Genomic DNA, 22,053 nt, shown 5'->3' with positions numbered 1-22,053 from the left:
ATTAATTCGATGAAGCTGCAACCGAACTATATTCCATAACTAAATCGATAACAGGAATCAGCTTTTGCTCCGTAATAGGTTTAAGAATAAAATTTTTGGCACCATTTTGTATTGCATCAAAAATAATATGCTTTTGTCCAAGCGAACTAACTACAACAATATTCGCTGCTGGATCGACTTGAATGATGCGCCTAATCGCTTCAATACCGCCTAAACCCGGCATAGTAATATCCATTGTAACTAACTCAGGTTGACACTTAGAATAACTCAAGATTGCCTGTTCACCATTCAATGCTTCTCCTACGATCTCATGCCCCGCCTTTTCAAGAAAATTACGCAAAGTTTTCCTCATCATCAGAGAATCATCAACAATTAAAATTCGTGCCATTTTTATCATCCCTTCTCGTATTAACTAATCAATTACACTTAAAGTCATCCGACCTAAATCCAGCTCAAACACCCACGTCGACATCTGCGACCGTGAATACTTGGCCGAAGCGTCTTCAGCTAAAATCGTAACTAGTGTCTCAAGCTTGAGTGTATCGGCCCAATGTGGAAATTGTTTTACAGTAGATTGAAACAATTCATTAGCATACTTGGCTAAAATGTTTTCCGGACTCTTGTTATCAGATAGTTTCACCCCCTCGTGCTCCATCGACTGAGTAGCCAAATAGTGCACAATATCCTCGTCGGCACTCAGTACTAATCTACCGCTAGGTGCTCCCTTCACATCAATAAATGATGTAATCTTCCGCAATTTGAGTTTCCCTCCAAGGACTCCTTCATGGTATATACAACGATTTACAGTTAAATGATAATGACTGGTTAACAACTCTTCTGTAACTGTTCGTAATGCTTGACCGAACTGCTTCATGGAAAATTCATTTTCATCCCAACCTATCCCAGGCAAAAAGAAACGAAATTGCGTCCCTTGCCCCAACAGGGTATTTACACGAACAGAACCACCTAGTTTCTCCAGTTCAGCTCGAACGGCAGAGAGACCGACGCCGCGTCCGGCGAGCTCATTTACTTGCCTAGCACCAGAAAAACCATCAGCAAAAATCAATGGAACAATTTCTTCATCTTCCATTTTTTGTGTTGCAGCTTGCTGGCAAATACCTTTTTCCACGGCAACTTCACGAATCCTTGTCACATCCATGCCACGTCCGTCATCAGTAATAATCACGGCAAAACCAGCAGCCTCTTCCACAACAGAACAAGTGATCGTCCCCATCTCTTGCTTACCGTGCTCTAATCTTTCGTCAAATGATTCTAAACCATGAACAATGGCATTACGAAAGACATGTCCCAATGATTGCACAAAATCATAATATCTTTGGGGATCAACTAAAATGTCATCCCCTTTAACTTCAAACGGTTGAACTGCCTTTTCATGGCGTTCAGCTAAATTACATACATATTCAGGATAAAATCCAAGTAACTCCTTGAGCGGCTTATAACGCAACCGACGCAAATCAGGCAGCAACAGCCTACATTCATTGACTGATAACATATGTTGAACTTTATCTTCAATTTCCAGTAAGCGAGCATTTTCCACAACAAGCCTGTTTTCCTGCAGGAAAAAGTTCTCACCTAGCTTCTCCTTCAAGACAGTAATATCGTCTTCCAACCAACCAAGCATAGTTTCCGGTGTAAAAGGTTTTATTTTATCCGCCAGTTGCTCGTACTCTAATCCCAGCATGCCCTGAGAGCGGATAAACTCCAACTCGCTTTCCATTTCATGCAAATTCGCCATAATATGTCCCATATGGAGTTGACCAAATGTACCTTTAAATGTATGAATAATTCGAAATAAGGTGTTTAATATTTCACTAGCCGATTTTTTCTCAACAAGCAAATCAGATAATCCCTCCTGACAAAAACTCGTATATTGGCGCATCGCATTAAAAAAATCCACCGAATGAGTGACCACATAAACGATCATAGTCAAAATATCGCGTTCACCCTGTGCGTGCTCTTCCATAGATTTTTGTAGCGTCTGATCCGTAAGAATCAGCATCATCTTGCGTGGCTTTTGTTTCGAAAGCTTGTCAATCATTTTGTAGACTACAGCAATATAGCAGTTGTTAAGTACAATTTCTTCTGGTAACAAAGAGCAATAAGTTTTCTGCAAATATTCATTCTGTTCCTGAAAAATCTTCTGAAAAACAGCTTCTAAAAATACCTGTTCCTCCCTGTCGCCCGGATAAATCAAAGACGATACATTTTCATTCCCAATGGGCCGGTTAAAAATCCGAGTACATTCGGCACTATATTCCCCAGCTACTTTCAAGTCCTCACCGAAAGTCAAAAAGCCCTGCCCCGCATGGTCGAGTAGATTTTGTAGAGATGCCGTACGCTCAACTACCTTCTGCTCCAACTCCTGATTCCATAATTCCAAACGGTCATGAGACAGCCGAACTTCTTCGACCATTTTTTCCAGCGAATCAAGCATATGATTTATAGAGTAAGTGAGTGATCCCATCTCATCACTTGAATAAATATCACCCCGAACAGCTAACTGTCCGTGTCCAGCCGCTGCCATTAGATCATTCAACTGATAAACCCCTTTACGTACAGATCTATCAAAAGCCATAAATAAATAACACATAATAAATAAAATACTGCCTGTAAAAATTACAATGCCATTGCGATATTGCGAATATTGTTCAATCCGCTTGACAAGTTGTTCATCAATAGCCAACAGTTCTTGTCCATATAACTGCTTGGCATTTTGAATAGCCTGTCTGCCACTTGTTTCAATAAGCTGCTGAGGAATGGGCAGACCCTGTTGTCCAACCGTTTTTTGCTCAAAATTCCAAATAAAGATCGGCACTGAATCGGTTAACGGCCGATAAACTTCCATGAGTTTTAATCGAATACTGTCATTATGGCGAAAAACAAGTTGATGGTTACGATCAGCCTGCTCCAAACTAGAACGCACACGTCCTGCCAAACCAAGCAAGTAGTTTCTGCTCTCTATGGAAAGAGAATGATCATCAGAGAGTTGAATAGCCCGTCCTTGAACCATTCCCAGTGTATCCATCAGACCAGGCAATTTGCGCAAAACAGAATCGATGAGATAAGCCGTATCAAAATCAGCATCCATAGCCAAATTTGAACTATTTCCCGCATGTTGCATCAAATCAGTAATTTCACCAATCCAGCGGCTGTCTAAATCAAATTCCACCTGTGCACGACTTGGATCTGCTTGGTAAGCCTCCTGTTTACGCATAGCCCAATCTTGACGGACCATCTGCATTTTCCATGTTGTGTCAAGTTGGTCCGCCACATGACGATCCACCTCTTCTATGGCAGCAAAAGCGGCATCGACATGAGCCATTTTTTCCTGCAAAGCTCCCTGCAAAGAATGATCGCCAAGTACAAACGCATAATGCATGCTTCGATATTCTTGAGCTTCATCAAGCAAGACTACTGCAGACTGAATATACTCAATCCCCAGACGTTCTCGTGTAGCAAAGCCAATATTCTTATTCAGTTCTGCTACAAGTAAAGAAATTAAAACAGTCGCTTGAAATACAATAAGCAACCCGATGATGCCAAATTTATAAGCATATTTTAATCGATTCATCAATCGAACTGCCGGTTCCAACAAAGATTTCATCTTAACACCTACACATTTTTTTCTAACCAAACGGCTAAATTTAATTCAATAACGCTGACTTGATTCTATTATAGAAAATAGTGGTAACTATTGCGTGATTTTATGGTTAACTTTTTGTTACGTTTTGAGTAAAAATTCCGCAAAAAAAGTTGCAACCTTGTTAACAAAGATTGCAACATCATAGAAGATAATCCTTTTCTATGAAAAATCCTTAAGCCTATTTGCATATGAACCGTTAAATGAGATCTCCCCCGTCGTAGGTATAATCAAATTCAGCATTCGAAATATTATTTGATACAATCGGATCCGTCACAGGATCAGGCAGTGTTGTATAATCTCTGGCAGAGTAGGACTTAATGATGCGCGGCTTTTGCTCAAAATAGCCCCTTTTGTGTGGTGCATAACCCGATCTAGTATTTCGCATCTTTTATGCTCCTTTCATCTAAAATGTGGATAACCTTAATTAGTTTTCCACAACAGCTAAAAAATATTTAACCAATATCCGCATGCAAATATTGGTTAAAAACACAATCTATTTATTATTAATCGGATTACGTAATTTTACAATTACATAGTTTTATAGTAAAATTTAATATTAAAGATGAACTACTAAAAAGTTTTAAACTAATTTCTGCTATCTAAGGAGAATCCCTAACATGATTATATTGAAAAGTGAGCGAGAGATTAAAATGATGCATGAAGCAGGAAAGATTCTTGCTAATTGTCACAAAGAAATTGCAAAAATGATTAAACCCGGCGTCAATACCTTAGCAATCGATAAATTTGCGGAAGAATATTTGGCTAACTATGGCGCAACAGCTGAGCAAAAAGGTTATCAAGGTTATCCCTATGCTACCTGTGCTTCTGTGAACGATGAAATTTGTCATGGTTTTCCCAATTTACAGCCGCTAAAGAACGGCGATATTGTCACCATTGACATGGTTGTAAATTTACATGGCGGCCTTGCTGATTCAGCTTGGACGCACGCAGTGGGCAATATTTCACCAGAATCTAAACACCTGCTAAAAATCACAAAAGAATCGCTGTACAAAGGAATCGAAATGGCGCAAGTTGGCAATCGTTTGGGCGATATTGGCCATGCAATCCAATCTTATGTTGAAGCAGAAGGCTTCTCCGTCGTAAGGGATTTTACAGGCCATGGCATTGGCAAAGACATGCACGAAGATCCCACTGTGCTTCATTATGGGAAGCCTGGTAAAGGTGTTAAACTGCGTGAAGGCATGGTCATTACGATAGAACCCATGATAAACATGGGCACCTGGCATTGCAAAATTGATCAAAACGGCTGGACAGCACGTACTGTTGATGGAAAACGCTCGGCTCAATATGAACATACCCTGGCAATCTTACCTGACGGCCCCTTCATTTTAACGGAACAGGAATAATATAAAGAACAACCATAAAAAGTAAGTCCTTATCACATAAAAAGTGATAAGGACTTACTTACTTTTTATGATTGTTTAGATTTCGTATAAATATCAAAGGCCACAGCCAATAATACCACTAACCCCTTGATGGTCTGCTGCATGTCAATAGTCACACCCATTAAGGACATACCATTATTCATAACCCCCATAACCAATCCACCAATAATCGCTCCCATAACAGCACCGATTCCACCAGCAGTAGAGGCTCCGCCAATAAAACAAGCTGCAATGGCATCCAACTCGAAGCCGGTACCTGCTTTAGGCGTTGCCGCATTGAGCCTGGCAGCAAAAACAAGGCCTGAAAGGGCCGATAATACTCCCATATTCACAAAAACCCAAAATACAATCCGCTTGTTTTTTACCCCAGACAGTTTAGCTGCTTTTTCATTGCCGCCAACAGCATAAATATGACGCCCTAACACGGTTTTCGTTGTTATAAATGTATAGAAAACAATCAGTACAAATAATAATATCAAAACATTCGGAATTCCTTTATATGCAGCAAGTAAATACATGAACCAGTTGATTGCCAGACCAACAATTGCCATTTTAGCAATAGAAAATTGTAAAGGAATGACGTGAAAATTGTACTTCTTCTTGGTACTTCTGCTACTTAGCTCAAAGTAAATATAAATTAAAGTCAAGATAACGCCAACTAAAAGAGTTGTAATATGCAGAGTTGTTCCAGAAAAAAAATCAGGAATAAATCCATTACTGATCTTTTGAAAACTAACCGGAAAAGGTCCTTTCGACTGTCCTTGTAAAGCAGTCATTGTCAACCCTCTAAAAAGCAACATCCCTGCCAGTGTCGCAATAAAAGCCGGAATTCTAAAATACGAAATCCAATATCCATGCCACGCTCCGGCAAGTCCCCCCACGATCAGAGAAATCACTACACCTGCTACAACTCCAACGTGATAATCCACCATCAGGATTGCTGATATGGCACCAATAAAAGCAGCGATAGATCCTACGGATAAATCAATTTGGAAGGCAACGATAACAAGTAACATACCAATGGCTAGTATGAGGATATAACTATTTTGCTGAATTAAATTTGTTACATTTAAGGGCATTAGCAACGTACCTTGGCTGACAATTTCAAAAAATGCCATAACGGATACTAACGCAATAACCATGCCATATTCCCTGATATTATTCTGAAACATGTGTTTCAAAGTTTCCATGACGATCCCTCCTCTATTGAGCCATGACATATTTCATGATTTTTTCCTGTGAGGCCTCACTCTGGGTAAGCTCTGCTGTAATCCGTCCCTCACTCATGGTATAAATTCGATCACACATTCCGAGTATCTCAGAAAGCTCTGAAGAAATAAGCAAAATTCCCTTGCCAGCCTTGACTAGATTATTAATAATAGTATAAATTTCAAATTTCGCACCCACATCGATGCCTCGCGTAGGTTCATCTAAAATTAATATATCAGGTTCCGCAAATATCCACTTGCTCAAAACAACCTTTTGCTGATTTCCACCACTCAAATTCACTGTAGGCTGTAATATGCTGGAACATTTTATATTCAGTTGTTTCCTACTTTCTTCAACCGCTAGTATCTCGAGATTTTCATCAATAACATAGTTTTTCGATATTTTAGTCAAATTTGCTAAGGTCGAATTTTTCTTAATATCGTCAATTAAGATTAAACCATACTGTTTTCGATCTTCTGTCACATAAGCTACCCCGTTGTCAATCGCTTTGCTTACATCCGTCAAGTGAACTTCCTGACCATTCTTGTAAATGGTTCCACTGATTTTCTGTCCGTACGTTCTGCCAAAAATGCTCATTGCAAGTTCCGTCCGCCCTGCTCCCATGAGCCCGGCAATGCCTACTACCTCACCTTGTTTAATCGTGAAATTAACATTGTCGATAATTTTGCGTTCCCCATGCAACGGATGATACACACTCCAATTCTTCACCTCAAAGATAACATCCCCAATAGTGCCCTTTCGTTTTGGGAAACGATCCGTTAATTCTCTACCCACCATGCCTTTGATAATGCGATCTTCTGAAATAGGCTCTTGTTGAACTTCTAGTGTCTCGATAGTAGATCCATCGCGCAAAATAGTAATAGAATCAGCCACTTTCGATACCTCATTCAGTTTATGTGAAATAAGAATCGAGGATATTCCCTGCTTTTTAAATTCCAGCAACAAGTTTAACAAATTCGCGCTGTCAGCTTCGTTTAACGCTGCTGTAGGTTCATCTAAAATTAACAATTGAACTTCCTTCGATAAAGCTTTGGCAATCTCGACCAATTGTTGCTTACCCACACCGATATCAGTAATCAGAGTGCTTGGTAATTCATTAAGACCAACCTTTTTAAGCAATTCCTGCGTACGCAAAATAGTAGTATTCCAATCAATAAGCCCCCGTTTTGCTTGCTCATTTCCCAGAAAAATATTTTCTGCTATTGATAAATAGGGAATCAAAGCTAATTCCTGATGAATAATCACAATACCCAATTTTTCACTTTGTTTGATATCCTTAAATTCACAGATTTTCCCGTTATAACGAATATCGCCTGTATAGGTTCCATAGGGATATACGCCACTAAGAACCTTCATTAACGTTGACTTTCCTGCACCATTCTCCCCAACTAGCGCGTGAATTTCACCCTTTTTCACCTGAAGATTCACGTTATTGAGCGCTTTGACACCTGGAAACTCTTTGGTGATATTAACCATTTCCAAGATAATATCTTGCATAATTGCCTCCCCTTGCAATGTGATCACGTTACAGCCGCATTATATAATAAGTTAGTGACAACCTTTCAGCTATCACTAACTTATTTAGCCCTTGTGGCCCACATTACGTGACAGTTGCACTACAAATAATTATTGCAACTGATCTGCCGTATAATATCCGCTGTCAATCAATATTTTTGAGTAATTTGATTTATCTACCGAAACAGGTGTCAGGAGATAGGAAGGTACGACTTTAACACCATTATTGTAAGTCTTTGTATCATTGGTTTCTGCCTGTTGACCACTTAAAACCGCATCAACCATAGCAACAGTGACTTTAGCAAGTTCTCTCGTATCTTTAAATACCGTCTGTGCCTGTTCACCTTTGATAATCGACTTAACAGAAGGTATTTCAGCATCCTGTCCAGTAACAATCGGCATCGGCTGGTTGGGTGTTCCATATCCAACTGCCTTGAGGGAAGAAATTACGCCAATACTGATTTCATCAAAAGGAGATAAAACCGCGTCAAGTTTCGAATTCGTATAATCTTTACTTAGCAAGTTATCCATTCTCGCCTGGGCCGTAGCACCATCCCATCTTAAGATCGCACAGACTTGCATATCCATTTGCCCACTTTTTACAACTAATTTTCCCGAATCAATATAAGGTTTTAAGACTGACATGGCCCCATCAAAGAACATGAAGGCATTGTTATCATCAGGCGATCCACCAAAAAGCTCAATGTTAAACGGACCTTTCCCTTCTTTTAAGCCTAATTTCTGTTCAATATAGGAAGCTTGCAGAACTCCCACTTTAAAGTTATCAAAAGTTGCATAGTAATCTATGTTCGGAGTTTTTTTGATTAAGCGGTCATAAGAAATGACTGGAATGTTTTTGTCTTTCGCTTTTTGTAATACATCTGTTAAGGCATCCCCATCGATGGATGCAATAACCAAAACATTGGCACCTTTAGTAATCATGTTTTCAATTTGAGCAATCTGATTCTCTACGTTGTCTTCACCATACTGTAAATCCACTTCATACCCTTTGGCTTGCAGTTGCTTCACAATATTGTCGCCATCTGCAATCCAGCGAGCTGATGACTTGGTCGGCATGGCAATCCCAACCTTCTTTTTAGAAGTGGTGTTTGAACTAGTGCCACATGCTGCCAGTAAGAAGATCATCATCAGTACAAGTAGTAAAGCTAGCATTTTTTTCATTGAAAACTCCTCCTTTTTTTTACAGAAAATATCGCCATTATCTGGCTAAAACATCTGATACAGGATCCAGCCCAATAGATTGAATGCCCTAGTTTCACTTATGAGCCCCAAAACTCGCTTTTTTAGAAATATTTTTAACGTTTTTCTATTCCATTCAGTATAACTATAAGCTTGTTTCATTACTGTAAACCTTCTTCACGCAATAGACTTCTTACTATCTTTTTGCGCGACAATAACGCGTTGCAACACAATAAACAGGCAAAGCAAAAATGCCACAGCAATTTTAGTCCACCAGGAACTTAATGTTCCCTGGAACATAATTAACGTTTGAATGACCCCTTGAATTAACACGCCGAAGACCGTTCCTGTAATAAAACCAACACCGCCTGTTAAGGGAGTTCCCCCAATAACTGCCGAGGCAATAGCATCCATTTCCAGTCCAACGGCATGAAGACCATAGCCAGAAAGCATATAAAAACTAAAAACAATACCAGACAAGGCCGAACAAAAACCGTTTAACGTATAGACAAGGATTTTCGTCCGAGCCACAGGTAGCCCCATAAGCATAGCTGATTGTTCACTCCCGCCGATAGCATAGGCTGTACGGCCAAATTTCGTGAAATTAGCCAAATAAAGCGCCGCAAGCAAAACAATCAATGCAATAATGACACTGACTGAAATAGCCGTACCAAACAAAAAAGGAATCCGATAGGTCGCAGCAATTTGGTATAAGGGATCAGTAATCATGATGGTATCAATGCTGATGAGATAACATAAACCACGCGCTAAAAAAAGCCCCGCCAGAGTCACAATAAAAGGCTGCATTTTAAAAAAATGAATTAAACTACCCTGAGCCAAACCAAAAAATGAACCCAGCAGCAGCATAGCTGGAATAACAACAAAGGGACTCAAATGTTTCATTTCCAGTAAATAAGCCGATAACATACACACGAGGGAAATAACGGAGCCAATGGAAATATCAATACCGCCAATAATTAAAACAAAAGTCATACCAATGGACGTAATAATGAGAAAAGCATTGTCTATAAGCATATTAAGCAGAACTTGAAGAGAAAAGAAGCCTGTATAAAGTCCTGAACCTACGCCAAAGAGACCACAAAACAAAGCGATCGTAATGATAAGATTAATGTATTTGTAATTCAGTGGCAGTTTTTTCACAACTCTTCCCCCTCTGCACCCGTCTGCCAAATACAAGCGTCCGGAATTGATTAGATTGCAATAGACAGATGATAATAACAACAATGGCCTTCACGACAAGGGTTACTTGCGGCGGAACACCGAGAGCATAAATTGTCGTCGTAATACTTTGGATAATCAATGCGCCAATGATACTGCCGACAAGAGAGAAATTCCCGCCATCAAGCGAATTTCCGCCTAACGCTACGGCCAGTATGGCGTCCATTTCAATAAACAATCCGGCATTATTTCCGTCAGCTGAACTAACATTAGAACAGATGACAAGACCTGCAACACCTGCGCAAAATCCAGAAAATGCGTAGACTAAAAAGATATATTTATTTACATGAATTCCTGAAAAGCGGCTGGCGACAGCATTAATCCCTACCGATTCAATAAAAAGGCCCAAAGCCGTTTTCCTCACGGCATACATGGTCACTAAAAAAATGACAGCCACAATAAATAAGGCAAAAGGCAAACCTAATAAATAACCTGTCCCAATATATTGAAAAGGTTTATAGTAAATCGTAATAATCTGACCCTGTGTAATCAGCTGGGCAACACCCCGCCCTGCCACAAGCAAAATAAGCGTAGCTACAATGGGTTGAATCCCTACCTTCGAAATTAGGATTCCATTCCAGGCCCCAATGAGCGTTGTAATGGTAAGAGCAGCCAGGATGGCTACAGGCATGGGAACAAGGGTGACAAACTTTTGGATACCATCGACATATTCGAGTTTCCCACCAATTAGACTAGCAGCAATAGCACCTGAAATGGCAATGACAGATCCCACAGAGATATCAATCCCCTTTGTTGCAATAACTAGTGTCATGCCAATGGCAAGCAGCATCAAGGGGGCCGCACGATTTAAAATGTCAATGATAACGCCATATAAATGTCCGTCCTTTATCTCCATAGACAAAAAGTTTTTCGTGAAAACAATATTAAACAAAAGCACAATGCACAATGCCACAAGGGGCCAAAACAATTGCGATTTTTTAAATTCATTCCACTTATTTGTCCTATTTTCCATCTGGCTACACCCCTGCAATTGTTTGCATGACAATTTTTTCTTCAATTTGCTTTCCCGCAAGTTCCGCTATTTTCACTCTGTCACGTAAAACGGTCATCCGGCTACAGCAGCGAATAGATTCATCAAGCTCAGAAGAGATAAATACAATAGCTATACCCTGACTAGCCAGATTTAAGATGAGTTTTTGAATTTCAGCCTTCGTACCAACATCAATGCCACGTGTAGGCTCATCTAAAATTAACAGTTCAGGTTCGGTGAGCAGCCAGCGGGCCAAAATGACTTTTTGCTGATTGCCGCCACTCAAATTTTTTACAAGCTGCTCTGGCCCCGATGTTTTAATATTAAGCAATTCAATGTAGCGTTCAGCAATTTCTACTTGCTTCTGACGCGGAATATACTTTCTCCACCCTCGCTTTACTTGAAGGGCCAAAATAATATTTTCTCTTACAGATAAATTGGCAATAATACCTTCAGTTTTACGGTTTTCCGGACAAAATCCAATGCCATGTTCCATGGCATCGGCCGGGCAGGTAATCTTCGTTTGCATTCCGTCAATAACGATTTCACCGCTGTCTGATGGATCCACACCAAAAATAGTCCGCGCCATCTCGGACCGGCCTGATCCTAGCAACCCCACGAAACCCAAGACTTCACCCCGTCGAAGTTCTAGATCAAAGGGGGCAATAGAACCACGATGTCCAATCCCGTGAGCCTGCAAAAAGCCATGAATGTTTTGCACCGAATCAACTGGACTGATCTCTTTAATACTGTCTTCAAAACCTGCAAAGGCTTTGCCAATCATTTTAGCGACAAGCTGCAAACGCGGTAAAGCCGCTGTTTCATAAGAACCCACAAGTTCCCCATTGCGCAAAATAGTAATACAATCAGAAACAGCATAGACTTGCTCAATAAAATGGGTTACAAAAATAATACCCAATCCTTCAGTTTTTAATTTCCTCATCACATCAAAAAGCTTGCCGACTTCTTTGGCATCCAAACTTGACGTCGGTTCATCTAATATTAAAACCTTAGCGGATATATCAAGGGCCCGGGCAATAGACACGAGTTGCTGCACAGCCACAGAATACCGTTCAAGGGGCTGCCTTACATCAATATGTATATCCATCTTTCCAAGTAGCTGCTCGGCACGACTGTTGATGTCATTCCAATTAATCCGACCAAACCGCATGGGTTCACGGCCAATAAAAATATTTTCCGCAACCGAAAGATTGCCGCAAAGATTCACTTCCTGATAGACCGTACTAATCCCAAGCTGTTGCGCCTGCTGGGGCGATTTAGGCGTAATCTTCTTACCCTCAAGAAAAATTTCGCCTTCATCAAGCATTTCGACGCCTGTTAATACTTTAATAAGCGTCGACTTTCCAGCTCCGTTTTCTCCCATAAGACAATGGATTTCACCTGCCATCAGTTTAAAATCCACGTGTGATAAAGCCTTTACTGTTAAAAAAGCCTTGGATATTCCCTTTGCTATCAATAACGAATTGTCGTCAGCCATAACCTTGTGTCACCCCCAATGAAACTAGGTATCGTCCTGCAGCCAGAAATCAAAAATCCACCCCAGCAAAAGATTATCCCTTAGATAATCTTCTGCTCCTCATTCTACACAAAGCGAGAACACGGGAGTGGATCATGAGCCTTGCATTTTAAACTAATATTTGCGGTTTGGCAGTTCTTTGGCAGCTACCTCAGCCGGGTAAACACTTTCATTCGTAAGAATTCGTTTTTCAAGTGTCTTGCCTGCTTTTACATCTTTTACAGCCTGCATCAATTGCGGTCCAAGCAATGGGCTGCACTCTACACTACAATTAAGTTTTCCAGCAATCATAGCTTCAAATGCTCCCTTTACGCCATCCATGGAAACAATAATAATATCTTTACCTGGTTTGAGACCGGCTTCTTCAATAGCTTGGATAGCCCCAATGGCCATATCATCATTATGAGCGAACAAAACGTCAATTTTTTGTCCTTCCGCTTTGGCTGATTTCAAAAAGGACTCCATAACTTCCTTGCCTTTAGCACGAGTAAAATCACCTGTTTGGGATTTAATAATTTTATAATTTGGATGATCCTTCATAATTTCTTCGAAACCCGTTTTTCTGTCAATGGCTGGCGCTGAACCCACGGTTCCTTGAAGTTCCACAATATTCACAGGATTATTGTCTTGTTTCATAAAACCTAAAAGCCATTTCGCAGCGCGACGACCTTCTTCAGTAAAATCAGAGCCCATGAAAGTAACATAATAGTCTTCAGGATTGCCACTACTCATCTTAATAGCGCGATCTGTAAGAATAACGGGAATACCCGCTGCTTTCGCTTCTTGCAAAACAGCATCCCACCCTGTTTCAACGACGGGAGATAAAGCAATCACATCTACCTTTTGCTGGATGAAAGAGCGAATAGCTTTAATCTGGTTTTCCTGTTTTTGCTGTCCATCAGAAAACTTGAGCTCAATTCCTGCTTCCTGAGCACTCGCCTTAATAGATTCCGTATTGGCTGTACGCCACTCGCTTTCAGCACCTACCTGTGAGAAACCTAACACAATTTTTTTGTCAGCCGGTTTAGCGGCTTCCGGCTTGGCCGTATCACCACAACCTGCTAGTGCAAGCATCATGATCCCGGCAAGCAGTGCGGCAGTGACATGTTTCCATTTTGACATATCTTTTTCCCCTCCCCAGATTTCTTTGATAATCTTATTATAGGGAAAAGCTCCGACTGCGTATTTAGAATAATCAGTAATTTCTTATAAAATTCGGTCCTAATATTTTCGATTCACATATTCACTACGAGCCACCTCAGCAGGAAAAACGCTTTCCGAAGTAATAATTCGTCCGGGAAGCTCCCTGCCTGACAATAGATTTTTTACAGCCAGCACCAATTGTGGCCCAAGTAATGGCGTACATTCAACGGTACAATTTAATTTATCTGCAAGCATCGCACGAAAAGCCGCTTTCGTTGCATCAACAGAAACAATCAAAATATCTTTGCCTGGCCTAAGACCTTGTTCTTCAATGGCCTCTATCGCCCCCAAAGCCATATCATCATTATGGGCATAAACAACATTAATTTGATCGCCATATACATTCAAAGCTTCTTTCATCATTTTTTTGCCTTGGGTTTGCGTAAAATCGCCTGATACTGAATAAATGACCCGCATTTCAGGATGGTCTGCAATCGTTTCGGCAAACCCTTGTTTTCTGTCAATAGCAGGTGCCGAACCACTTGTTCCTTCCAATTCAACAATATTCACGAAAGGTTGTCCCTGCTTCTTGCCAATTAACCAACGCGCGGCCCGGCGTCCTTCTTCTAAAAAATCACTGCCAATAAATGTTGCATAAAGTGTATTATCATCCGGTTTCACTGCACGATCACATAATATTACAGGAATACCTGCTGCTTTTGCTTCTTCAAGCACCTCGTCCCAACCCGTTTCCACGACAGGCGAAAAAGCAATAACATCCACGTTGAGGGCAATAAAGGCACGAATCGTTTGTATCTGCTTTTCTTGCTGCTGATCCGCTTCATCAAATAACAGCTTGATCCCTTCCGCTTGCGCTGCCTGTTTAATCGACTCCGAATTGGCAAGACGCCAATCGCTTTCAGCACCCAATTGGGAAAATCCCAGGACAACATCGCCCTTTTTATCCTTTTCATTGGTACCTTCATTTTTCACCTGCAAATAGGACTGAACATTATCAACCGTAATTTTATTGCTTCTGGGAATAATCTTTTTCGGCAAACCGTGTTCGTGATTTAAAATATCCACAGCATACTGTATGGCTTCCCTGCCTCCCGTCTGACAAGTAAATGTTCCCTGTAAAATTCCTTGTTCTACAAGCTGTAACCCCCCACCCGATCCATCAAAACCGTCAATGCCAATAAACTTGACCTGCTTTAAACCCCGTTTTTGAGCAGCCTTATAGGCGCCAAGCGCCATATAGTCACTCTGGGCAAAAACTACATCAATATTTGGATTTTTATCGAAAAGTTCCGTCATTTTATCTTCGGCTTCATCCCGCTGCCAATCAGCAATAATCGTATCAACAATTTTAATATTGGGCTCTTGCTTAATCACTTCCCTAAAACCAGCATTTCTATCACGCACAGAAGGCAATTCAGCTGGCCCCTCTATTTCAACAACATTCCCTCCAGCCCCACCCAACATTTCCGCAACATACTTGCCCGCCTGACGACCAATGGCTTTATTATCGGGACCAATGTAAAGTGTATACTCATAGCCTTCCACACCGCGATCAAGAACAATAACAGGAATCTTCTTGTAGACCTGCGCCACAATTGGCGTTAAGTCTGTTGCATCATTAGGTGAGATAATTAATAAATCCACACCTGACTTCAATAATTCTTCTACATCATGAATCTGCTTTTGGCTGCTTTGAGCTGCATCAGTAAACACAGCTCTCATTTCCGTATGTTTCAAGACTTCTTCGCCCAATTCTTCATTCATCCTCACCCGCCAAGGCTCAATCAGATTGGCCTGCGATATACCAATTACATACTTGACGTCATCCAAATGCGCTGCTGGATGATTTTCCTGACAGCCGCTCAGTATGCTTGTCATTACGAGTAACATAATAAAGACAACGACGCTTTTTCCCTTTGCCGCTAGAATATTGATCATCTCCATTTATCTTTTTTTGCGATATTCTGCTGGCGATTGTCCAACTACTTTCTTGAATGCCGTACTAAAGTAATGCTGATTGCTATAACCGACCCGTTCGGCCACTTCGTAAAGCTTAAGTGTCGGATTACTCATTAATTGTATGGCTCGCTTGATACGTATATGCGTGAGGCAATCAATAAAGGACAAACCGATCTCACGTTTTAGCAGCCTGCTTAAGTAGGTGGGACTGATTTGAATACTCGCTGCCAGGTCTTGCAACGACAAATTTTCTTTGTCATAATGAGCCTCAATATATTTTTGTGATAACATCACTACGGGCGTATAACTTACTTTTTGATTGACTTCAAGCATTAAATTATGATAAACATCAGCAATATTCATCATCCCGTCAGAAACAGACTGCTGACTCACAACGACAAACTGTTTCAGCTGTTTTTCAACCTGCGCTTGCCACTGAACACCGAGCTGTTCCCACTCGTCTAGAGGGTTTAGCGGAGTAATGACAACTAGTTGATGTTTGTCATCAGAAAAAATCAGATTGGGCAGCCACCCTTGAAAAAACTCTTTTGCAAGGACTTGGAGCTCTGCTTGCAATGCCTCATGATTCTCCTCTTGTAAAAATTCCCCACAAGCCCATTGTCCGACTACTTTCATAACAAACATCCCTGCAATAGGTGGAACAGCTAGCTCCAAAAAGTTAAGCTGTTCGGCAACATAGGACTCAGCCAACTGTCCTTTAACCCATTCCTTACAAAACGTTTGGCGAAGTAGGGGGAGGTTCTTCTTTGTCTCGCGATTCGCCCAATTTAAATAACTTTCCTTTGACTGTAAGTCTAACAGCTTCTGCTCAGCTTTTTTTAATACCTGCCACAGAGACTCACGTGATATTGGCTTTAATAAATAATCAAAAACCTGCAATTTTATGGCCTGCTGAGCATAGGAAAATTCATCATGTCCTGTAATCACAATCACAATACAATCATTTAGCACCTCATGAAGCTGTTCAATAAATTGAAGCCCATTTAAAAAAGGCATACAAATATCCACTAAGAGGATATTCGGCTGCAGCTTCTGTGCTAAATCGAGCGCCATTTCCCCATCTTCCGCCTCAGCAACGACTTCCATATTCATTTCTGACCAGACCATTAAATTTTTTAACCCCTTCCTAATTTTCGGCTCATCATCAGCAATCAATATTTTCCACATCGAATCCCCCCCTTAATTTAAATAAGCGGATTCCATACTTCGACCTTCGTACCTACACCATAAGTACTAGTGAATTTGAGACCAAATTCCGCCCCAAAAGACAATCGAATGCGTTCATTCACATTAAAAATGCCAAAACTCGTTGACAAAGCTTCAACCTTATTGCTGTATAAAAGCGCCTCGATTTCTTTCATTTTTTCCAGCGTAATCCCCACTCCATTGTCGGCCACGCAAAAATACAATTTATTGTCTCGTAATTGAGCTGTTATAGTAATTTTTCCATTTCCCCTTCGTGCGTGAATGCCGTGGTATATGGCATTTTCTACAAGAGGTTGCAGAATGAGCTTAAGAACACTATATCCTAGAACATTGTCATCAAAATGAATCTCATAATCCAATTTATCCTCATAACGCGCTTTTTGAATCAGTAAATAACTTTTCACATGTTCAAGCTCCTCTCGCACCGTAATCATTTCTTTTCCTTTACTTAACCCGATGCGAAAAAGATTCGCTAAAGCCGCCACAATATCAACAATATCCTGGGCTCCCCGCTCCTGAGCCATCCAATGGATGGTATCGAGCGTATTATAAAGAAAGTGCGGTTTAATTTGAGCCTGCAAGGTCTTGAGTTCAGCTTCCCGCTTTCTTTGTTGCTCCAGATAGACCATATCAATCAAGTTACTAATCTCCTGAATCATATTATTAAAACTATATCCAAGCTGGCCAATCTCATCATGATACTTACTGTTAAAGCGAACACTCCAATCGCCCTCTTCCGCCCTTTTCATTAACCGGCGTAATTTATTAAGCGGTTTGGTTATGGAAGACGTAAAAAAGAAGGCGGCAATGACGGCTAGCACTAAGGTGAAAATTCCAATAAGCATAGAATAATGGCGAATGCTTACCACTTCCTGTAACGTTTCATTTAATGAAAATACACCAATCGTCTTCCAGTTGGTGTATTTCGAATTCTTATATATAATCTGGTAACTATTGCTTTGAATGGACTTTACAATACTTCCCGCGGGCTCATTAAGCCACTCATTTTTTACTCGATACACAACGGAATTCACGGGGGCATAAACAATGTTGCCGTTGTCATCCATAATATAAAGAAATCCTGTTTTACCCAAAGTTATATCTTCCAAAACCTTTTCTATTGCAGTCAGTTTAAGGTCAATGAGAATAACACCAATATACTTTCCGCTTGCAGGATCGACAACAGCCTTAGCAACAGAAACAACTTCATCTGCTCGATAATTTTGATTGGTCTTAATATTACGGCCAAGGGGCTTACTATTAAGTTGAAGTTCTTTCGGTGAAGACACAGCCCGCTTATACCACATTTCCTCAGTTAACGGATCGCGGGCCAGACGATGCATTTCATTGCTAATATCCATATCGTGGTAATTAACGATCATAATTCCGGCAATTTCAGGGTGAATAGCCGTATAATTTTTTAAAAGCTCCTTTACCTGATCTTGAATAACCTCCCTATTATCAGCACTATTATAAAGCCGCAAAAATTCTATCACTAACGACTCATTCGAAAGATAATATACGATATTTTCCATATCATGGATGTAAAACTCAACATTACGCGTGACTTGCTCAATCATTTGTGCCGTATGCAAATTAGTCTGCTCCTCCATGGAATGACTGTAAATAATATTTCCCAGCACACCTAACATCACGATAGGAAATAAAATCAAGGTGAAAAAATATAACAGCAATTTAAAACGAATCAGCATACGCTCTCCTTCTAGTGCAAACCAGACAATTACCCTTTATAGGTTTCCGTTTTTCCTTATATTGTTATTTCCACAATATACTGTTAATTCCTTCATCAAAAGAAAAATTTTAGATTAACGGCATGTTCGTGATATAATAACTTTGTTGTCAAAAAATGACCGATCATGCATAAAAAAATAAAATACCGGAAACAGAGGTTAGACATGAACAGCTTTATTTCAAATAATTACGTCCGATTTATAGCCTTCAACTTAATCATGTTTATCGCCACATCCCCATTTATTGTATTGTACGGGCCCTTTAACAACATCAAAAGTACCGTCATCGGTGCCATTATGACCTCCATGCATCCCCAGTACATTACTTGGCTGTTGTCAAACGAAGAAATTAAGTCCATTATTGGCGATAAGGACAATAATGGGCAGAACAGGCAAAACTTGTTTCAAATCGATAAGCGGCATGATGAATCCGTAAAAATGATCAATATTAAGGGGGGACGATTTCAGGGCTATTTGATTGAAATATCTGATCCTTCTCTGATTAAAGTAGCAACAGCCCGCAATATTCAGGAAAAAGGCGAAACAATCAGTAACATTGGTGCTAGCAACAATGCACTTGCAGCTATTAACGCTGGCGGATTTTATGATCCTAATGGAACAGGAACGGGTCGTTTGCCCTACGGAGTTATCTTGCACAACGGACAATTTTTAATTGGCGCAGACATTAACGAACCCGTGCCTTTAATTGGCTTTACGCAGTCAGGCGTTTTAGTTGCTGGCGACTATACACCAACTGAAATGCGAAATATGCATGTCAGGGAAGGTGTAACATTTGGCCCCCCACTCATTGTAAATGGGAAGAAATTAATCACTTCCGGAGACGGCGGCTGGGGTGTGGCACCGCGTACAGCCATCGGTCAACGAAAAGACGGAACGGTCTTACTACTTGCCATTGACGGTCGGCAACCTACATCCCTTGGAGCAACGCTCATGGATGTACAAAATATTTTGTATGAACAAGGAGCCTATGTAGCAGCCAACCTTGACGGCGGCTCTAGTACAACGATGTATTATAACGGCAAGGTAGTAAACAAACCTTGCGATATACTTGGGGAACGAATGCTTCCCACAGCATTTATTGTTCAACAGTAAGGGGGGTTCACGTGAACAACTGGAAAAAATATACACTTTGGATTATTGTTGCCGTGACTTTCCAACTAAGCACTTATCTATATCTAGATCGTATATTGCTTGCACCAGCTTCTTCCTTTCAAACAAGTGAAAGTGACGAAAATCTTGTCATTACAGGTAAAACCTATTATTCACCTAACGGTTCTTATGTGGCAAGTGTAGACAACACGACAGTCAAAATATATGCCCTGCCAAGCAAAAAGTTAGTGCGCACAATCAATCTAGGCACTAAAAAAGTTTCTTACTTTAAATGGCTGGAAGACCGTAATATTGCTCTTATGGGGCTCCACGAAGATAATAAAGACAGCAGTAAAGTCCTGCTAACACAAATTAATCCTACCCGCACAGATGAGGCCTTGTCTACTACAATTGAGAAACTTCCTGCTGGCAGTCACATCACCGATATTGCTTGTTCGACAGCAACAAATGTCGTTTATATGCAAGTACAGACCGTTACCACGCCCATTCCGCTGTTTCGTGTATACCGAATTGATGCGAATTATAATTTGCAGCGTATTTATTTTAATACGGAACGCATTGGCCGTATTGGCGTACTCTTTGATCAAGATTCTTTAATATTTGAAGATCTAAAAAAAGACACAATTCTTGTCCGCCATGGAAATGGCAGTTGGCGTGTCATTTCACCATCGCAAGGCAAGTACCGCCTCGTCGGTGTGGATGGAAAAAACAATATTTATATTGCTCAACTGAATGCCCAAGGATTAGCAGAACATCTCTACGTGGGACAGTTAGGTAAAGAGTTTACGTTGAATCGCAACTTTATTATTCCCATAGATCCAAACAATCTCAACCTAGCCGATGTCTTAAGTATGGGCAAGTAATGTTTTTAACCCAAAATCAAGAAGGCCAAGAACGTCTCATTGACATTCCTGGCCTTCTTGATTTTTAGTTCAAGCTATTGATTTTATTACACAACTTCACTTATTCGTTATTTTTCCAATATTTTTCAGTTCGATAGACAGCGTACCATCAGGATTATTGATAATCTCAATATAATCTGTATTTTGAAAATAGCCAACAGGAAAAGATACTTCAATCCCTGTATCTGTTTTGATTTTATGATTCTTACCTTTTCTCAGAGCAAACTCTTTATCCATTTTCACGGTTTCAGCAATTCCTGCGCTTTTGACTTCTTGCAAATACTCTTCTTGCATACTTGGCGAAGAGCTAAAAACTTCTCTACCGAGCTCTACAGGATCAAGATAATCTGACACTTCCGTGTTTTCTACTAGGTAATTTTTAGCCTTTGAGACAGCAACAATACTGTTTTGTCCATGATTTTCTGCAACGGTCCGTGTAATAGAGTTTACCAATTTAATGGTATCTTGAGGAGAAACACGCGCACTACATTCTAAAACAATATCCGCAAAAATTTCAGTATCCGTGCCATTAATAGAACACTTTTTATCAATAAAATGAATAGCTAATGAATCAGCCTCAATAAATGCATATTCATCAATTTTCTGCGACAAATTCGGTAATATGGCATAGTGACTAATAATCTCATTCTTAACCTTCTCATTTTCGTTGATAACCTGATGCGTAAAACCAGGTCGATTATTACATTTTAAAATAGCAATAAAACGCTGATCATCCACCATGAAATCGCAAATGAGTAAATCAGCCGAATTAAATACATCGGATTGAGAAATAGCAGAATACATTAATTCCGCTACGTAGGTTGAAAAATTAATAAAATCTAAACTATCCGCAAGATAATCGGATAGCTGTTCTTTAAATTTGCTATTTGGATAAAAAGTTCCGGACTGAGCCTTTTGATCATGGTAACATCTTTCAAGATGTTTCGTTAAAAAGGTCATGACACTGTCACTTTTAATATCTAACTCTTGTTCTGAGAAAACGGTAATGCCAGAGTTGAAGTCTAGTATGTGTAAAATAGCTCGATTAATTGTTAACAAATTGTTCACCCATTTTTCTTTTTTTAAAACGTTGTTCCACATTCAGCAACATAGAATTCAATAAAGCTTCAACAAAAA

Annotated in this window: 17 protein-coding genes; 3 read left to right on the top strand and 14 right to left on the bottom strand. The window is 40.2% G+C overall.

Going from position 1 to position 22,053, the window contains the following annotated elements:
• Position 1: 1 nt before the first annotated feature.
• From Ga0466249_RS12340 to Ga0466249_RS12330, 3 genes are all read right to left on the bottom strand, one after another.
• The gene (locus Ga0466249_RS12340; protein WP_215829771.1) at positions 2-388 is read right to left on the bottom strand and encodes a response regulator; all 387 of its coding nucleotides are present in this window, start codon (positions 386-388) and stop codon (positions 2-4) included.
• A gap of 24 nt (positions 389-412) precedes the next feature.
• Positions 413-3,625, bottom strand: a complete 3,213-nt coding sequence (locus Ga0466249_RS12335; protein ID WP_215829770.1) for an ATP-binding protein — start codon at positions 3,623-3,625, stop codon at positions 413-415.
• A gap of 235 nt (positions 3,626-3,860) precedes the next feature.
• Entirely contained in the window at positions 3,861-4,049 is a 189-nt protein-coding gene (locus Ga0466249_RS12330; protein ID WP_215829769.1) for a hypothetical protein, read from the bottom strand.
• Between the two features lie 232 nt (positions 4,050-4,281).
• Here Ga0466249_RS12330 and map point away from each other — a divergent pair, with 232 nt between their 5' ends.
• Positions 4,282-5,031, top strand: a complete 750-nt coding sequence (map, locus tag Ga0466249_RS12325) for a type I methionyl aminopeptidase (protein WP_215829768.1) — start codon at positions 4,282-4,284, stop codon at positions 5,029-5,031.
• Between the two features lie 65 nt (positions 5,032-5,096).
• Here map and mmsB read toward each other — a convergent pair whose 3' ends face one another.
• From mmsB to Ga0466249_RS12275, 10 genes are all read right to left on the bottom strand, one after another.
• Entirely contained in the window at positions 5,097-6,260 is a 1,164-nt protein-coding gene (gene mmsB / locus Ga0466249_RS12320; RefSeq protein WP_215829767.1) for a multiple monosaccharide ABC transporter permease, read from the bottom strand.
• 13 nt (positions 6,261-6,273) lie between these two features.
• Entirely contained in the window at positions 6,274-7,797 is a 1,524-nt protein-coding gene (gene mmsA, locus Ga0466249_RS12315) for a multiple monosaccharide ABC transporter ATP-binding protein (RefSeq protein ID WP_215829766.1), read from the bottom strand.
• Between the two features lie 129 nt (positions 7,798-7,926).
• Complete coding sequence (gene chvE, locus Ga0466249_RS12310; protein ID WP_215829765.1) at positions 7,927-8,997, bottom strand: multiple monosaccharide ABC transporter substrate-binding protein; 1,071 nt, start codon at positions 8,995-8,997, stop codon at positions 7,927-7,929.
• 195 nt (positions 8,998-9,192) lie between these two features.
• Complete coding sequence (gene yjfF / locus Ga0466249_RS12305; RefSeq protein WP_215829764.1) at positions 9,193-10,176, bottom strand: galactofuranose ABC transporter, permease protein YjfF; 984 nt, start codon at positions 10,174-10,176, stop codon at positions 9,193-9,195.
• Positions 10,142-11,227, bottom strand: a complete 1,086-nt coding sequence (locus tag Ga0466249_RS12300; RefSeq protein ID WP_215829763.1) for an ABC transporter permease — start codon at positions 11,225-11,227, stop codon at positions 10,142-10,144. The genes yjfF and Ga0466249_RS12300 overlap by 35 nt, the downstream gene beginning before the upstream one ends.
• Positions 11,228-11,231: 4 nt before the next feature.
• Positions 11,232-12,743 (bottom strand): sugar ABC transporter ATP-binding protein, encoded by a 1,512-nt coding sequence (locus Ga0466249_RS12295; RefSeq protein WP_215829762.1) that lies wholly within the window; start codon positions 12,741-12,743, stop codon positions 11,232-11,234.
• Positions 12,744-12,896: 153 nt separating this feature from the next.
• Entirely contained in the window at positions 12,897-13,904 is a 1,008-nt protein-coding gene (locus tag Ga0466249_RS12290) for an ABC transporter substrate-binding protein (protein ID WP_215829761.1), read from the bottom strand.
• Between the two features lie 99 nt (positions 13,905-14,003).
• Positions 14,004-15,884 (bottom strand): substrate-binding domain-containing protein, encoded by a 1,881-nt coding sequence (locus Ga0466249_RS12285; RefSeq protein ID WP_215829760.1) that lies wholly within the window; start codon positions 15,882-15,884, stop codon positions 14,004-14,006.
• 6 nt (positions 15,885-15,890) lie between these two features.
• A complete protein-coding gene (locus Ga0466249_RS12280; protein WP_215829759.1) occupies positions 15,891-17,093 on the bottom strand; it encodes a response regulator in 1,203 nt (400 codons plus the stop codon).
• Positions 17,094-17,110: 17 nt separating this feature from the next.
• Complete coding sequence (locus Ga0466249_RS12275; protein ID WP_215829758.1) at positions 17,111-18,844, bottom strand: cache domain-containing sensor histidine kinase; 1,734 nt, start codon at positions 18,842-18,844, stop codon at positions 17,111-17,113.
• Positions 18,845-19,048: 204 nt separating this feature from the next.
• Here Ga0466249_RS12275 and Ga0466249_RS12270 point away from each other — a divergent pair, with 204 nt between their 5' ends.
• Together Ga0466249_RS12270 and Ga0466249_RS12265 are read left to right on the top strand one after the other, a co-directional pair.
• On the top strand, positions 19,049-19,996 hold the full coding sequence (locus tag Ga0466249_RS12270; RefSeq protein WP_215829757.1) for a phosphodiester glycosidase family protein: 948 nt from the start codon (positions 19,049-19,051) through the stop codon (positions 19,994-19,996).
• Positions 19,997-20,007: 11 nt separating this feature from the next.
• Positions 20,008-20,877, top strand: coding sequence for a hypothetical protein (locus tag Ga0466249_RS12265; RefSeq protein ID WP_215829756.1), 870 nt, complete (start codon positions 20,008-20,010; stop codon positions 20,875-20,877).
• 96 nt (positions 20,878-20,973) lie between these two features.
• On the opposite strand, the gene Ga0466249_RS12260 is transcribed toward Ga0466249_RS12265, so the two are convergent.
• Positions 20,974-21,984: a nucleoid-associated protein gene (locus Ga0466249_RS12260; protein WP_312889764.1), complete on the bottom strand. Its 1,011-nt coding sequence runs from the start codon at positions 21,982-21,984 to the stop codon at positions 20,974-20,976.
• Positions 21,985-22,053 lie beyond the last annotated feature (69 nt).

The organism is Pelorhabdus rhamnosifermentans (assembly GCF_018835585.1).
Classification (GTDB): Bacteria; Bacillota; Negativicutes; order UMGS1260; family UMGS1260; genus Pelorhabdus; species Pelorhabdus rhamnosifermentans.
Note: the sequence above shows the minus strand (reverse complement) of the source record. Positions and strands in the feature narration are given on the sequence as shown.